The sequence below is a fragment of the Streptomyces sp. 1222.5 genome, from assembly GCF_900105245.1.
GTDB classification, from domain to species: domain Bacteria; phylum Actinomycetota; class Actinomycetes; order Streptomycetales; family Streptomycetaceae; genus Streptomyces; species Streptomyces albidocamelliae.
Genome location: NZ_FNSZ01000001.1, coordinates 3,313,078 through 3,327,750, shown reverse-complemented (window position 1 = coordinate 3,327,750; position 14,673 = coordinate 3,313,078). Strand labels below are relative to the sequence as shown.

General features: G+C 72.8%; 14 protein-coding genes. 11 read left to right on the top strand and 3 right to left on the bottom strand.

Features of this window, described 5'->3' with window-relative positions; genetic code table 11:
* Positions 1-3: 3 nt before the first annotated feature.
* A complete protein-coding gene (locus BLW57_RS14820) occupies positions 4-987 on the top strand; it encodes an ABC transporter ATP-binding protein (RefSeq protein WP_093474986.1) in 984 nt (327 codons plus the stop codon).
* Complete coding sequence (locus tag BLW57_RS14815) at positions 971-2,065, top strand: ABC transporter ATP-binding protein (RefSeq protein WP_093474984.1); 1,095 nt, start codon at positions 971-973, stop codon at positions 2,063-2,065. The genes BLW57_RS14820 and BLW57_RS14815 overlap by 17 nt, the downstream gene beginning before the upstream one ends.
* Before the next feature lie 110 nt (positions 2,066-2,175).
* Here the strand turns inward: BLW57_RS14815 and BLW57_RS14810 are convergent, their stop codons facing one another.
* Positions 2,176-4,308 (bottom strand): S9 family peptidase, encoded by a 2,133-nt coding sequence (locus BLW57_RS14810; RefSeq protein ID WP_093474983.1) that lies wholly within the window; start codon positions 4,306-4,308, stop codon positions 2,176-2,178.
* A 165-nt stretch (positions 4,309-4,473) separates the two neighbouring features.
* Here BLW57_RS14810 and BLW57_RS14805 point away from each other — a divergent pair, with 165 nt between their 5' ends.
* The 8 genes from BLW57_RS14805 (at position 4,474) to BLW57_RS14770 (ending at position 12,138) form a co-directional block, all read left to right on the top strand.
* Positions 4,474-4,668, top strand: a complete 195-nt coding sequence (locus BLW57_RS14805) for a hypothetical protein (RefSeq protein WP_031163587.1) — start codon at positions 4,474-4,476, stop codon at positions 4,666-4,668.
* 35 nt (positions 4,669-4,703) lie between these two features.
* Complete coding sequence (mshB, locus tag BLW57_RS14800) at positions 4,704-5,558, top strand: N-acetyl-1-D-myo-inositol-2-amino-2-deoxy-alpha-D-glucopyranoside deacetylase (protein ID WP_093474981.1); 855 nt, start codon at positions 4,704-4,706, stop codon at positions 5,556-5,558.
* Positions 5,555-5,971, top strand: a complete 417-nt coding sequence (locus BLW57_RS14795; RefSeq protein WP_093474980.1) for a DUF6113 family protein — start codon at positions 5,555-5,557, stop codon at positions 5,969-5,971. Before mshB ends, BLW57_RS14795 begins: the two co-directional genes overlap by 4 nt.
* 196 nt (positions 5,972-6,167) lie before the next feature.
* Positions 6,168-8,525: a hypothetical protein gene (locus tag BLW57_RS14790; RefSeq protein WP_093474978.1), complete on the top strand. Its 2,358-nt coding sequence runs from the start codon at positions 6,168-6,170 to the stop codon at positions 8,523-8,525.
* 136 nt (positions 8,526-8,661) lie between these two features.
* The gene (locus tag BLW57_RS14785; RefSeq protein ID WP_176985588.1) at positions 8,662-9,591 is read left to right on the top strand and encodes an ABC transporter ATP-binding protein; all 930 of its coding nucleotides are present in this window, start codon (positions 8,662-8,664) and stop codon (positions 9,589-9,591) included.
* Complete coding sequence (locus tag BLW57_RS14780; RefSeq protein WP_093474975.1) at positions 9,588-10,328, top strand: ABC transporter permease; 741 nt, start codon at positions 9,588-9,590, stop codon at positions 10,326-10,328. Before BLW57_RS14785 ends, BLW57_RS14780 begins: the two co-directional genes overlap by 4 nt.
* Positions 10,329-10,333: 5 nt before the next feature.
* Positions 10,334-11,527 carry a sensor histidine kinase gene (locus BLW57_RS14775; RefSeq protein WP_093480695.1) on the top strand — a complete coding sequence of 398 codons (1,194 nt, stop codon included), beginning with the start codon at positions 10,334-10,336 and terminating at the stop codon, positions 11,525-11,527.
* Complete coding sequence (locus BLW57_RS14770) at positions 11,524-12,138, top strand: response regulator transcription factor (protein ID WP_093474974.1); 615 nt, start codon at positions 11,524-11,526, stop codon at positions 12,136-12,138. The genes BLW57_RS14775 and BLW57_RS14770 overlap by 4 nt, the downstream gene beginning before the upstream one ends.
* 3 nt (positions 12,139-12,141) lie before the next feature.
* Here BLW57_RS14770 and BLW57_RS14765 read toward each other — a convergent pair whose 3' ends face one another.
* Positions 12,142-13,008: a transglutaminase family protein gene (locus tag BLW57_RS14765; RefSeq protein WP_093474972.1), complete on the bottom strand. Its 867-nt coding sequence runs from the start codon at positions 13,006-13,008 to the stop codon at positions 12,142-12,144.
* Positions 13,009-13,037: 29 nt separating this feature from the next.
* Positions 13,038-14,102 (bottom strand): GNAT family N-acetyltransferase, encoded by a 1,065-nt coding sequence (locus BLW57_RS14760; protein WP_093474971.1) that lies wholly within the window; start codon positions 14,100-14,102, stop codon positions 13,038-13,040.
* Between the two features lie 140 nt (positions 14,103-14,242).
* Between BLW57_RS14760 and fdxA the strand changes: the two genes are divergently transcribed.
* Positions 14,243-14,563, top strand: a complete 321-nt coding sequence (fdxA, locus tag BLW57_RS14755) for a ferredoxin (RefSeq protein ID WP_018561461.1) — start codon at positions 14,243-14,245, stop codon at positions 14,561-14,563.
* Positions 14,564-14,673: the final 110 nt, after the last annotated feature.

Here is a 14,673-nt window from a genome sequence, read left to right as displayed (position 1 = left end):
GCCGTGCTGCTCGAAGTGTGTGATCTGCGGGTGGAGTTCCGTACCCGGGACGGCGTCGCGCACGCCGTCAACGGGGTGAGCTACGGCGTGGACGCGGGGGAGACGCTGGCGGTGCTCGGCGAGTCCGGCTCCGGCAAGTCGGTGACCGCGCAGGCGGTGATGGGGATCCTGGACATGCCGCCCGGGCGGATCACCGGCGGGCGGATCCTCTTCCAGGGACAGGACCTGCTCACGCTCAAGGAGGAGGAGCGGCGCAGGATCCGCGGCGCGCAGATGGCGATGATCTTCCAGGACGCGCTCTCGGCCCTCAACCCGGTGCTCTCCGTGGGGGACCAGCTGGCGGAGATGTTCGTCGTGCACCGGGGGGCGTCGAGGAAGGACGCGCGGGCCAGGGCCGTCGAGCTGATGGACCGGGTACGCATCCCGGCCGCCGCCCAGCGGGCGCGGGACTACCCCCACCAGTTCTCCGGCGGCATGCGCCAGCGCATCATGATCGCGATGGCGCTGGCCCTGGAGCCGGCGCTCGTCATCGCCGACGAGCCCACCACCGCCCTGGACGTCACCGTGCAGGCCCAGGTCATGGACCTGCTCGCGGAGTTGCAGCGCGAGTACCGCATGGGGCTCATCCTCATCACGCACGACCTCGGGGTGGTCGCGGACGTCGCCGACCGGATCGCGGTGATGTACGCGGGGAAGATCATCGAGTCCGCGCCCGTGCACGACATCTACAAGGCCCCGGCCCACCCCTACACCCGAGGGCTGCTGGACTCCATCCCGCGCCTGGACCAGAAGGGGCAGGAGCTGTACGCCATCAAGGGACTCCCGCCGAACCTGACCCGCATCCCGCCGGGCTGCTCCTTCCACCCGCGCTGCCCGATGGCCCGGGACGTGTGCCGCACCGACGAGCCCGCGCTGTACGAGGTGTCCGAAGTGCGCGGCAGCGCCTGCCACTTCTGGAGGGAGTGCCTCGATGGCGCCGACCACTGAGCCGATCCTGGAGGTCGGCGGCCTCGTCAAGCACTACCCGCTGACCCGGGGCATCGTGTTCCGCAAGCACGTCGGAGCGGTGAAGGCGGTCGACGGCGTCGACTTCACCCTCGGCCGGGGCGAGACCCTGGGCATCGTCGGGGAGTCGGGCTGCGGCAAGTCCACGGTCGCGAAGCTGCTCTGCCATCTGGAGCGGCCGACGGCGGGCGTCATCCGGTTCAAGGGCGAGGACATCACCCGGCTGTCCGGCCGGGCCCTGAAGGCCGTGCGCCGCAACATCCAGATGGTCTTCCAGGACCCCTACACCTCGCTCAACCCCCGGATGACGGTGGGCGACATCGTGGGGGAGCCGTACGACATCCACCCCGAGGCGGCACCGAAGGGCGAGCGGCGCCGCAGGGTCCAGGAACTGCTGGACGTGGTCGGCCTGAATCCGGAGTACATCAACCGCTACCCGCACCAGTTCTCCGGCGGCCAGCGCCAGCGCATCGGCATCGCACGGGGACTGGCGCTGCGCCCCGAGGTCATCGTCGCCGACGAGCCGGTGTCCGCCCTGGACGTCTCGGTGCAGGCCCAGGTGGTCAACCTGCTCGACCGGCTCCAGGCGGAGTTCGACCTCTCCTACGTCTTCATCGCGCACGACCTGTCGATCGTCCGGCACATCTCGGACCGGGTCGGCGTCATGTACCTCGGCCGGATCGTGGAGATCGGCAGGGACGCCGAGATCTACGACCACCCCACCCACCCGTACACCCAGGCGCTGCTGTCGGCCGTACCGGTCCCCGACCCGGAGGCCCGGGAGCACCGCGAGCGGATCCTCCTCGCGGGCGACGTGCCCTCGCCGACGAACGTCCCCTCCGGCTGCCGTTTCCGCACCCGCTGCTGGAAGGCGCAGGAGCGGTGCGCCCGGGAGGTGCCGGCCCTCGCGGTGCCCGCCGTCTTCCGCGACACCGGGGGGCCCGCGGCGCACGACTCGGCCTGCCACTTCGCGGAGGAGAAGCGGGTGGTGCCGCCCGAGGAGGGGCCGCCGCGGCCGTCGGGCACCCCGGGCCGGGGGAACGGCGACGGGCCGGGATGACATGGTGCATCCCGGCCCGCCCACGGCACCCGCACGGCCGTACGCTGGACAGCCTTCCGTGTCCGTATATCGGTACCGCTTCCGTCAAGTTGCCTGCCTGTAAACGTGGTTCACCCGGGTGTGCCCGGCAGTGCCAGTGCGCGCCGCAGGAAGTCCACCTGGAGCAGCAGCAGGTTCTCGGCGACCGTCTCCTGCGGGGTCATGTGCGTCACCCCGGACAGCGGCAGGACCTCGTGCGGCCGGCCGGCCGCCAGCAGGGCCGAGGAGAGCCGCAGGGAGTGGGCGACGACCACGTTGTCGTCCGCCAGACCGTGGATGATCATCATCGGCCGGTGCGGCTCGGCGGGATCGACCAGGCCGGCGTCGTCGATCAGCGAGTTGCGGCGGTAGACCTCCGGCTGCTCGTCGGGGTGGCCCAGGTAGCGCTCCTGGTAGTGGGTGTCGTACAGCCGCAGGTCGGTGACGGGCGCGCCGACCACCGCCGCGTGGAAGACGTCGGGGCGGCGCAGCGCGGCGAGCGCGGCCAGGTAGCCGCCGAAGGACCAGCCCCGTACGGCCACCCGGTCCAGGTCGAGCGGGTACCGGTCGGCGAGGGCGTGCAAGGCGTCGACCTGGTCCTGCAGGACGGTGGCCGCGACCTCGTCCCGGATCGACTTCTCCCAGGCCGGTGAACGGCCCGGGGTGCCCCGGCCGTCGGCGACGATCACCGCGAAGCCCTGGTCGGCGAACCACTGCGAGGTCAGATGGGCGTTGTGGGCGGCGACGACCCGCTGGCCGTGCGGACCGCCGTAGGGGTCGAGGAGCACCGGCAGGGGAGTGTCTCCGTGGTAGTCCCGTGGCATAAGCACGGCGCACGGAATTCGGCGTGCGCCCCCCTCGGTGAGGGTCACTCGGGGGGACATACCGGGATCTTCGGCGTACGAGCGGACAGTGACCGCCGGTTTTCCGTCACGCAGCACCTGGACACCGGTGCCCGGCCTGTCGAGGGTCGCGGACAGCAGCACGGTCACCTCCCCGGCCCGGACCGCCGTGTGGACACCGGGCTCCTGCGACACGCGCTCCACGCCCAGCTCGTTCACCCGGTACACGTGGATCTCGCCGGTCTCGGGGGTCTCCGCGTCCTCTCCCGCGGAGGCGGAAACGAGTACGTCGTGCGCACCCACGTCCAGTACCGCACGAATGTGCAACTGGTCGCTGGTCAGCGGCCGTTCCCCGACCGCGAGACGGCGTGCGCCGCCCTCGTCCGCGATCCGGACGAGCTGCCCGGAGGGGCTCCAGCAGGGCACTCCAGGGAAAAGTTCCAGCCATGTTGGATCTTCGTCGGCGTGCACCATCCGGGTCGCACCGGTGTCCGGGTCCGCCGCCAGGAACAGCTGGCTGCGCTGGTCCCTCGCCTGCACCAGCAGCAGCGGCGCACCCGCCTCCGACCAGTGCACATGGGCCAGATACGGATAGCGGGACCGGTCCCACGCGACCTCCGTACGCTCCCCGTCGAGGCCGAGCACGAACAGGCGTACGTCGGCGTTCGGAGTGCCCGCCGCGGGGTACCTGACGTGGTTCGGCTCACTTCCGGGGTTGGCCGGGTCCGCGATCCACCACTGCCGCACCGGCGTGTCGTCCACCCGCGCGACGAGCAGCCGATGCCCGTCGGGACCCCACCAGAAGCCCCGCGAACGCCCCATCTCCTCGGCCGCGACGAACTCCGCGAGGCCGTAGGTGACGTGCTCCGACTCCGGCTCGGCGAGCGCCCGGTCGCCCTCGCCCTGCGCGCCCACCACCCGCAGCGCGCCCTGCGCGACATACGCGATGTGCCGGCCGTCAGGGGCCGGACGCGGGTCGATCACCGGCCCCAGAACCCGGAGTTCACGTGCCGTGCCGGCCCGCAGCTCGGCCGCGAAAAGCCGCCCTGACAAGGCGAAAGACGCCAACTCCACGGTGGCGTCGGTGGCGTAGCCGACGATGCCGGCACCGCCCTCACGGCTGCGCTCCCGGCGCGCCCGCTCCTGTGCGGAGAGCTCTTCCGAGGCGCCGGCGAGCAGGGCGCCCGGGTCGGCGGCGAGGCGCTCACCGCCCTCCGGCAGGTCCAGCACCCACAGGGAGTTGGCCCGGTCCGTGCCGGAGCCGGAACGCAGGAACGCGACACGTGAACCGTCGGGCGCCACGGTGAACGCACGCGGCGCGCCGAGCGTGAACCGCTGGGTCCGGGCGTGCCGACGGGGGAAGGAGTCAGGCTCGGTCGTCATACCCCGACCATATTGGCCATGCGCCCCCTTGTGCGGCCGTGCGCCGAGCGATGCGCGAGCACGGATAGTTATGATCACTACCGCTGTGTGGGTATGAACCTGCTGGCGTCCGCATGGATTTGCTCGACTGTTCCGGATCTGGCGATCTATTGGAGGTGAGCCGCCGTGGCACTCTCGATTTCGGCGGTGGTGCTGCTGGCGATCATCGTCTTCCTGCTGATCAAGAAGTCGGGACTGAAGGGCGGGCACGCGGTCATCTGCGTCCTGCTCGGCTTCTATCTCGCCTCCTCGACGGTCGCGCCGACGATCAGCGAGCTGACGACGAACGTCGCCAGCATGATCGGCAGCATCAAATTCTGACGGGCGCCGTCGCGGTGACCTCGTAGGGTGGTCCCATGACGGAACTGCCAGCCCGGCGTCTGCTGCTGGTGCACGCGCACCCGGACGACGAGTCGATCAACAACGGCGCGACCATGGCCCGGTACGCGGCCGAGGGTGCCCATGTGACGCTGGTCACCTGCACCCTCGGCGAGCGCGGCGAGGTCATCCCGCCGGAGCTGCGGCACCTGACGGGCCCGGCACTGGGCGCGCACCGGCGCGGCGAGCTGGCCGCCGCCCTGCGCGCGCTGGGCGTCGAGGACGGCCGACTGCTCGGCGGGGCCGGCCGGTACGGCGACTCCGGGATGATGGGCATCCCCGACAACGAGGACCCCGGCTGCTTCTGGCAGGCCGGCGTGGACGAGGCCGCCGGGCGGCTCGCCGAGGTGATCCTGGAGGTCCGCCCCCAGGTCGTCGTCGCCTACGACGACCACGGCGGCTACGGCCACCCCGACCACATCCAGGCCCACCGCGTCGCCATGCGCGCCGTCGACCTGGCGGCCGAGCGCGGCCACCGCGTCGACCGGGTCTACTGGAACCGCGTCCCGCGGTCCGTCGCCGAGGCCGCCTTCGGCCGCCTCCAGGACGAGCTGTCCGCACTGCCGTTCGACAAGAGCGCGTCCGTGGACGACGTGCCGGGTGTGGTGGACGACGAGCGGATCACCACCACGATCGACGGCGGCGCCCACGCCTCCGCCAAGGCCGCCGCGATGCGTGCCCACGCCACCCAGATCGAGGTGGCGGAGCCGTACTTCGCGCTCTCCAACGAACTCGCCCAGCCGCTGTTCACCACCGAGTACTACGAGTTGGTGCGCGGTCCGGCGCAGGGCGCGGGGACCGACCTGTTCGGCGGCCTCGAGGAGGCGTCATGAGCAAGGGCGCACCGGGCTCGCTGCTCACCCAGCCCCTGCGAGCGCCCTCCGCCGGACGGGCCGTCGCCTACGTCGGCCTGTTCCTGCTGGGCGCGGTCGTCGCGTTCGCCGGAACCCTGGTCCAGGGCGGCTGGTTCCCGGGCGGCCTGCTGCTCGCCCTCGCGGGCGCGGCCGGCGCCTTCCTCGGCGGGTCCTACGCCACCGGCGGGCGGGGCGGGGCGGTGGCGCCCGCGGCGGGCTGGATCGTCGCCGTCATCCTGCTCACCACCGCCCGTCCCGAAGGCGACTTCTTCTTCGGCGCGGGAGCCGGTTCCTATCTCTTCCTGCTCGGCGGCATGGCCGTCGCTGTGATCTGTGCCACCTTCGGTGCCGGACGGCAACCCGGCGGCGGCTCCGCCCGACTTGGCAAGTGACGTACCACTTCGCCGTACGGCGCGCGTGCGAGTCCGGTGTGAGTTTCCTCGGCGGTCATGGGATAAGCGCCAGAAGCGGCCAGTATGGTGGTGCGCGCCGCCGAGCCTCCCCCAAGCTCTCGACCTGGCGCGAGTCGGGGGGACCTCAGAGCAGTGAGGTCGAAACGGGCGGTGGAGCCAACTGGGAGAACCTGCCTTGAGTCGTGAAACTGACACTCCGTCCCCCGGGCCCAACGGGCACGGTGGAGCCGCATACCCCTCCGGCACGCCGCCGTACGGGACCCCCATGGCTTCCGACGACGGTACGGACACGGGCCGTTCCGGCGCGCGGTCGGAGGAGAAGAAGACCGAGACGACGCTGACGACGCGGATCCGGATCAACATCCCCGGTTCGCGGCCCATCCCGCCGGTCGTCGTACGCAAGCCCGTCGGGGACGCCGACAGCGCCGTGGAGGAAGCACCCGCCGCCGAGCCGCGGCCCGCGGCCGAGCGGCCGGCACCCCGCGCCGCCGAGGCCCCCGCCGAGCCCGCGTCCCCGGCCCCGGCCGGGGGCGAGGAGAAGACCAGCGACTGGTTCGCGCCCCGCAAGTCCTCCGCCGGCAAGACTGGTCCGGCCGGCGGCGGCACGAACGGGGCCGGGACGCCCGGCGGTTCCGCCGCCGCGCCCGCGGCCCCGGCCGCCCCCGGCGCGCCGGGGGCCCGTCCGGGTGGTCCCGGAGCGTCCGGCGCGGCCGGTACCACCGGCGCGCGCCCGAGCGGCGGCCGTCCCGGCGGTGTCGTCGGCTCCATGAGCGTGCCGGGCGCCCCGCGTCCCGGCGCCACGAACGGCAAGGGCCTGCCCGGCGCCACCGGCGGTCCGGTCGCCCCGGGACACGGCGGTGGCACCGGTTCCTTCGACGTGACCGAGGCACTGGCCGCGGGCTCCCGCGGCGGCGCTCCCCGCCCCGGTGCGAGCGGCGCCGGCGAACCGCGCCGTGACAACCTGCCGTACTTCGCGGAGAACGGCGGCGACGCCCTCGACGGCACCGGCACCCACGGCCAGGACGGCTTCGGCGGTGCCGGAGCGAACGGCGGTAACAGGCACGGCGGTCCCGGCGGTCCCAGCGGCTACAGCGGACCGGCCGGCCCCACCGGCGGCCCGGTCACCGGGGACGGCACCCTTCTGCCGCCGCCGGTCGGCCCCTTCGGCATGGAGCGGGGCGAGCCCTTCGACGGCCCCGCCGGTCCGCCCGGCACGGGCGGCTACGGCGGTCCCGGCGGGCGGAACACCCCGCCGGCGCGCAGCGCCCTCGCCGACATCGCCGACCTCAGCGGTCCCGGCGCTCCGGGCGCCGGTCCCGCCGGCCGCGGTCCCGGCGGCGGACTGAGCGACGACACCGCGATCCTCACCCCGCAGAAGCCGGCCCCCGAACCGACCGGCCCCGGCTACCGCGCGCCGGTCGCCGACAACGTCTCCGGACACACCGTCACCAGCGGCATCCCGGTCGTCCCCGGCCCCGGCACCCCGCCGTTCGGTTCCGCCGCGCACCCCGACGGCCCGGCGCCGCGCACGCCGTCCGCGTCGGGGCCGGCCGCCGCCCCCAAGGCGCCGCCGAAGCCGAAGAAGAAGGGCCGCAGCAAGCTGGTGCTGCTCGGCGCCGTCGTGGTGGTCCTTGCGGGCGGCGCCTACGGCGCCGGACTGCTGATGAACCGCACGGACGTGCCCAAGGGCACCACCGTGCTCGGCGTCGACATCGGCGGCGGCACCCGCGACGACGCGGTCAAGAAGCTCGACGACGCGTTCGGCAGCCGGGTGAACAAGCCGCTGAAGCTCGCCGTCGGCGGCCGGACGGTCACCCTCACGCCGGAGAACGCCGGTCTGCAGTTCGACTACCAGGCCACGGTGAGCGAGGCCGCGAAGAGCGACTACAACCCCGTCAACGTCGTCGGCTCCCTGTTCGGGCAGAAGCGCGTGGTCGAGCCGGTCATGCCGGTGGATGAGGAGAAGCTGCAGGCCGCCCTCCAGCAGGCCGGCGGCGGTTCGGGCGCGGGTTCGGTCACCGACGGCACCGTCAAGTTCCAGTCGGGCAAGGCCGTGGCCGTCTACGGCAAGGCGGGCAAGGCCGTCGACGCGGCCCGGTCCGGGCCAGCGGTCGAACGGGCCTACCGCACGCTGGTGGAGACGGGCACGCCCACCCCGGTCACCGTGCCGACGACCACCCGGCAGCCGACGGTCTCGAACGCCGAGGTCGACCGGATGATGAAGGACTTCGCGAACCCGGCGATGTCCGGCAAGGTGACCGTGCAGACGGACGCGGCGCACTCGGTCCCGCTGAGCCCCGAGAACTCGCTGTGGAAGTTCCTCAGGGTCACGGCCGTCAACGGCAAACTGGTCGACAAGCCCGATCTGAAGGCCCTTCAGCAGCTGTACGGCCAGACCTTCGACGGGGTCCTGATCGCCCGCGGCAACGGCAAGAAGACGCCCGTGACACCGAACGACGTCTACCTCGCCCTGCGTCAGGCACTCACCAGCAGGACGAACCGGGTCGCGGTCATCGAGACCGACCCGAACTAGCCCGCCGCACAAGGGGGGCGTCCATGGCGCGCCCCCCTTGCCGCGTCCCGTCACCCGGCCGGCATGACATCTGTCATCCGGCGGTCAGGACCGCCGACACTGCCGGGCCCCGGGCCGTTCGGCCAGCATGGACGGCATGACGACGACAGCGGCACCGGCCACGACCACCCCGGTGGTCGGGTTCGACCAGGTGACCAAGACATACGGCAGCGTCCGGGCCGTCGACGGGCTCTCGCTCCGGCTGAACCCCGGCGAGACCGTCGCGCTCCTCGGCCCGAACGGGGCCGGCAAGTCCACCACGCTCGACCTGCTCCTCGGGCTCAAGCAGCCCGACTCCGGGACGGTGAGCGTGTTCGGCACCAGCCCGCGCGAGGCGATCGTCGCCGGCCGGGTCGGCGCCATGCTGCAGAGCGGCGGACTGATGGACGAGGTCACCGTCGCCGAGATGGTGAAGCTGGCCTGCTCCCTCCACCCGCGGCCGTACCCGGTGTCCGACGTGCTCGCCCGGGCCGGCGTCACCCAGATCGCCGACCGCAAGGTCGACAAGCTCTCCGGCGGCCAGGCGCAGCGCGTCCGCTTCGCCCTCGCCACCGCGGGGGACAGCGACCTGATCCTCCTGGACGAGCCGACCACCGGCATGGACGTCTCCGCCCGCCAGGCCTTCTGGGCCACCATGCGCGAGCAGGCCGACCAGGGCCGTACGGTCCTCTTCGCCACCCACTACCTCGAAGAGGCCGACGCCATCGCCGACCGGGTCCTGGTGCTGCACCGCGGCCGGCTCCTCGCCGACGGCACGGCCGCCGAGATCAAGGCCAGGGCGGGCGCCCGGCGGATCGCCTTCGACCTGGAGGGCGCACCCGACGAGGCGGCCCTGCGCGCCCTGCCCTTCCTCACCTCGATCGACGTGTCCGGTCAGACCGTGCGCATCCAGTCCTCCGACGCCGACGCCACCGTCCACGCCCTGTACGGCCTCGGTGTCTACCCCCGCAACCTCGAAGTCGCCGGCCTCGGTCTGGAGCAGGCCTTCGTCGCCATCACGGAGGCCGAGGAGGCCAAGCAGTCATGAACGCGCTCATCAAGCTGGAACTGGCCCGCGCCCTGCGCAACAAGAAGTTCCTGTTCTTCTCGGTGCTCTACCCCTCGTTCCTGTTCCTGATCTTCTCCAGCAGCGCCGGCTCCGAGGACCGGATCGACGGCACGGGCCTGACCGTCGCCACCTACCTGATGGTCTCCATGGCCTCCTTCGGCGCCCTGACCGCCGTCCTCATGGGCAACAGCGAGCGCATCGCCAAGGAGCGCGAGAACGGCTGGGTACGGCAGCTGCGGCTGACCCCGCTGCCCGGACGCGGCTACGTCCTCGCCAAGATCGCCAGCGCCGCCGTGGTGAGCCTGCCGTCGGTCGTCGTGGTCTTCCTCGCCGCCGCCGCGATCAAGCACGTCCACCTGGACGCCTGGCAGTGGCTCGCCCTCACCGGGGTCGTCTGGGCCGGCAGCCTGGTCTTCGCCGCGCTCGGCGTGGCCATCGGGTACGTGGCCTCCGGGGACGCGGTCCGACCGATCACGATGATCATCTACTTCGGTCTGTCCATCCTCGGCGGTCTGTGGATGCCGTCCACCACCTTCCCGCGGATCCTCCAGGACATCGCGAAGTGGCTGCCCACGCACGCGTACGCTGCACTGGGGCGGTCGATCGAACAGAGCCAGGCCCCGAGCGTGACGGACGTCGCGATCCTCGCCGTCTACTTCGTCCTCTTCGCGGGCGGCGCGGCCTGGCTGTACCGGAAGGACACGCTGAAGGCGTGAGCACCATGACGGAAGACCCGCGGACCGGTGAGAGCCGGCCGGACACCCAGGTGCGGATCGGCCAGGGTCCCCGCAACCGCCGCGAGCTGATGGTCAAGCTGCTGTGGATCGGCGTCTGGCTGATCTTCCTCGGCAACCCCGTCCAGGACCTGGCGGGCGGCCACCACACGACGGGCGCCACCGTGGCCGGCGCGGCCGGCCTCACCCTCTTCGTCGCCACCTACCTGTCGCTGGTCTTCCGCAACATGGGCCGGCCCTTCGCACCGAGGACCGTCGTCTCCCTGCTCGCGGTCCTCGTCGTCCTCGCCCCCGCGCTGGCCGCCTCCCTCGGCACCCCCTGGCTCGGGCTTTTCGTCTACGTCTCGGTCGCCTGCGGCGCGACCCTGCCGGTGCGGGCCGCCTACTGGGCGATCCCGGCGACGGCCGCGGTCAGTTACCTGACCGGGCTGCGCTGGGGCGTGAGGGAGGTGGACGTCGAACTGCTCCTCGTGCTGCTCATCGGCTTCGCGATGGTCGGCGTCGGGCAACTGGTTCGCACCACCGTGGAGTTGCGCAAGGCCCGGGCGACCGTCGCGCAGCTGGCCGCCAACGAGGAGCGACTGCGGCTCGCCCGCGACCTGCACGACCTGCTCGGCCACTCCCTGTCGCTGATCACGCTGAAGAGCGAACTGGCCGGCCGTATGCTGCCCGACCATCCCGACAAGGCCGCCCAGCAGGTCGCGGACATCGAACAGGTCAGCCGCCAGGCCCTGGTGGACGTCCGGGAGGCCGTCACCGGCTACCGGCGCCCCCGCCTCGCCGCCGAACTCGCCGGTGCCCACGTCGCCCTGACCGCGGCCGGCGTCACCGCCGAAGTGCCCGCCGAACCCGAGACGGCCGGTGTCCCCGAGGAGACCGAGTCCGCGCTCGCCTGGTCGCTGCGCGAGGCGGTCACCAACGTGGTCCGGCACAGCGGCGCCGACCGCTGCCTGATCCGGCTCGCGCACCGCCAGACCCTGGACGGCCCGGTCCTGGAACTCGTCGTCGAGGACAACGGATCCGGTGGCTCCGGCGGGGGCCCCGGCAACGGCCTGACCGGACTGACGGAGCGTCTGGAGAAGGCCGGCGGCACCCTGGAGGCGGGCCGGGTCAGGCACGGGTTCCGGCTGGTCGCCCGCGTGCCCACGCCCCCTTCGGGGGACGTAGGATCCGGGGCATGACGAGCACGATCAAGGTCCTGCTGGCCGAGGACCAGTCGATGGTCCGCGAGGCGCTGGCCGCCCTGCTCGGGCTGGAGGACGACATCGAGGTCGTCGCCCAGGTCGCGCGCGGGGACGAGGTGCTCGCGGCCGTCGCCGCGCACGACGTGGACGTGGCGCTGCTCGACATCGAGATGCCGGGCTGCACCGGCATCGAGGCGGCGGCCCGGGTGCACCGCGAGCACCCGGCGGTCAAGCTCGTCGTCCTCACCACGTTCGGCCGGCCCGGCTATCTGCGCACCGCCATGGAGGCGGGCGCCGATGCCTTCCTCGTGAAGGACGCCCCGGCCGCCCAGCTCGCCGAGGCGATCCGCAAGGTGCTGTCCGGCGAGCGGGTCATCGACCCCACGCTCGCCGCGGCCGCGCTCGCCGAGGGCGCCAACCCGCTCACCGAACGCGAGCGCGAGGTGCTCCGTGCGGCGGCCGACGGCGCCACCAACGCGGAACTGGCGGGCATCCTGCATCTCTCCCAGGGCACGGTCCGCAACTACCTCTCCACCGCCATCCAGAAACTGGCGGTGCGCAACCGGGCCGAGGCGGTGCGGACGGCACGGGAGAAGGGCTGGCTGTGAGGCTCAGTTGAGCATCGCCCGGGCGGTGTGCGCCTGCTGCCGCACCTTGCGGGCGGCCGGTTCGTCGACGACCTCGATCAGCTCGGCATAGGTGTCCAGCTCCGCCGCGCCCGCGGTGAACTCGCCGCGCTGCACCAGGAGCTGCCCGCGTTCGTAGCGCAGCCGGGCCGGATGGGAGGGGATCAGCAGGGCCAGCTCCACGGCCCGCAGCGCCACATCGGACCGCTCGGGCCGGGCCGCCGCCCACGCCCGGATGTTGTTCAGGATGCGCTGGACGACCTCCAGGGACGCCGCCGGCTCCAGCATCGAGGCGTCCAGCGGCGCACCGGTGGCTCCGGCGACGAGCAGCTCGGCGTCGGCCCCGGTCAGCAGCCGCCCCCCGTCGAACGGGTCGGCCAGCACCTGCTCCTCCGCCGGGCCGAAGCCCACCACGAAGTGCCCCGGCAGCGCGACGCCGTACACCGGGGCCCCCGCGCGGCGGGCGACCTCCATCCACACCACCGACAGCAGGATCGGCAGCCCGCGCCGCCGCCGCAGCACCTCGTGCAGCAGCGAGGACTCCAGCCGCTGGTAGTCGGCCGGGGTCCCGTGGAAGCCGTGGTCCGTGCCGAGCAGCCGCCGTACGGCCTCCGCCCACGCCCGGGGCCCGCCCGGGCGGTACGGCAGCGCGCCCGCCAGCCGGTCCAGCTCCAGCTGTGCCTCGTCCATGCCCCTCTCGGCCAGCGAGCCGTCCGCCTCCGCGCCGATCAGCAGGCACAGCCCCGACAGGTCCGGCCGCTCCGAACGGGCCTCCTCGGCGAACCGCTGCCGCAGCTCGGCGGACCGCTCCGGCGGGGGCGGGTACGGGGGCGGCAGATACGGGTGACCCATGACTGGCTCTTGCCCTTCCACGGCGCTTCCTACGACCGTCCGGGACCGGACGCCGTGTCCCCCCGCGGGCCGGCCTCCGCCGGCGCTGGAGCGTCATGCCCGCCGGGCGCCCGGTAGTGGTGGTACGCGTGGTGCTTCGCGAAGCCCAGGGCGGCGTAGAGCGCCCGGGCGCCGTCGTTGTCCGTCTCGACCTGGAGCCAGCCCGCCGACGCTCCCTCGTCCAGCGCGCGCCGCGCCAGCGCGGCCATCACCTCGGTGGCGAGCCCCTCCCGCCGCCGGCCGGGATCCACCTCGACCGCCGCGAACCCGGCCCACCGGCCGTCCACGACGCACCGCCCGATCGCCGCCGGAGCCTCGCCCGCGGCGCCGGGCACGGTCGCGAACCACACCGACGGCCCGCCGCCGAGCACCCGCAGAGCCACCTCGCTCACCCCTTTGCGCCGGTACCGGGCGAGCCACGCCTCGTCCGCCTCCCGGGACAGGACCACACCCGCGCCCTCGGCCCGGTCCGCGACCGGCGGCAGTGCACCGGTCCACAGCTCGGCGGTCACCTCCCGCACCCAGCCGCGCCGCTCCAGCTCCGCGCACAGCAGTTCCTGCGTGCCCTCGGCTCCGGTGGCGGTCTGCACGTAGGCGGGCAGGCCACGCTCGCCGTACCAGCGTCGTACGGCCTCCAGGGCCGCGTCGAGCGGAAGCCCGGGATCACCGAGCGGCAGCACGCTGTTGGCCCGTCTGGTGAATCCGGCGGCTGCTCTCAGCTCCCACTCGCCGAGCCGCTCGCTCTCCACCGGCCGCCAGGCTCGGGAGGCGACGTGCGCCAGCTCGGCGTAGGTCGCGGCGGGCCCGCGGCGCCGCGCCGGGGCGGCCGGCACGACCTTGCCCGCGACCAGCGTCGATTCCGGGATCCGGACGCTTTCCCCGTCCCGGCGCGTGATCATGAGCACGCCATCATCCCATGATGTGAGAACACCGACCGTGTCGGTGAACTTCTCCTGTGCCGAGCCGTGTTCGTATCGGCACCGGACCGACACCCGTTTTCCCACGTCATCGGGGGTGATGCGGACTTCCAGACGTCCTGCCGCCGAGATTTCCACTGGTCAGTTCACCCCTCCTGTTCGGATCATGCTCCGGAACGGAGATACTAGGGGCGGGCATCGACGACGCCGCGCTCCCGCGCGCCAGGCGGCGGAGCCTGAGGAGGCCCGCCAGCGCCCTATCGAGGAGGAACGACAGCGTGACCTACGTCATCGCGCAGCCTTGTGTCGACGTCAAGGACAAGGCGTGCATCGAGGAGTGCCCGGTCGACTGCATCTACGAGGGCCAGCGGTCCTTGTACATCCACCCGGACGAATGCGTCGACTGTGGTGCCTGTGAACCGGTCTGCCCGGTCGAGGCGATCTTCTACGAGGACGACACTCCGGAGGAGTGGAAGGACTACTACAAGGCGAACGTCGAGTTCTTCGACGAGCTGGGCTCTCCCGGCGGTGCCAGCAAGCTGGGGCTGATCGAGCGCGACCACCCCTTCATCGCCGCGCTGCCGCCGCAGGGCGAGTGACCGTTTAGGCGCAAAGCGGCACGCCACTTCGCGCCGCCTCGGTCCCGTACGGCCCGATCGCCCGGATCGCCGCCGTACGGGACCGAGGCGTTTTCGCCGCACCAGACGAA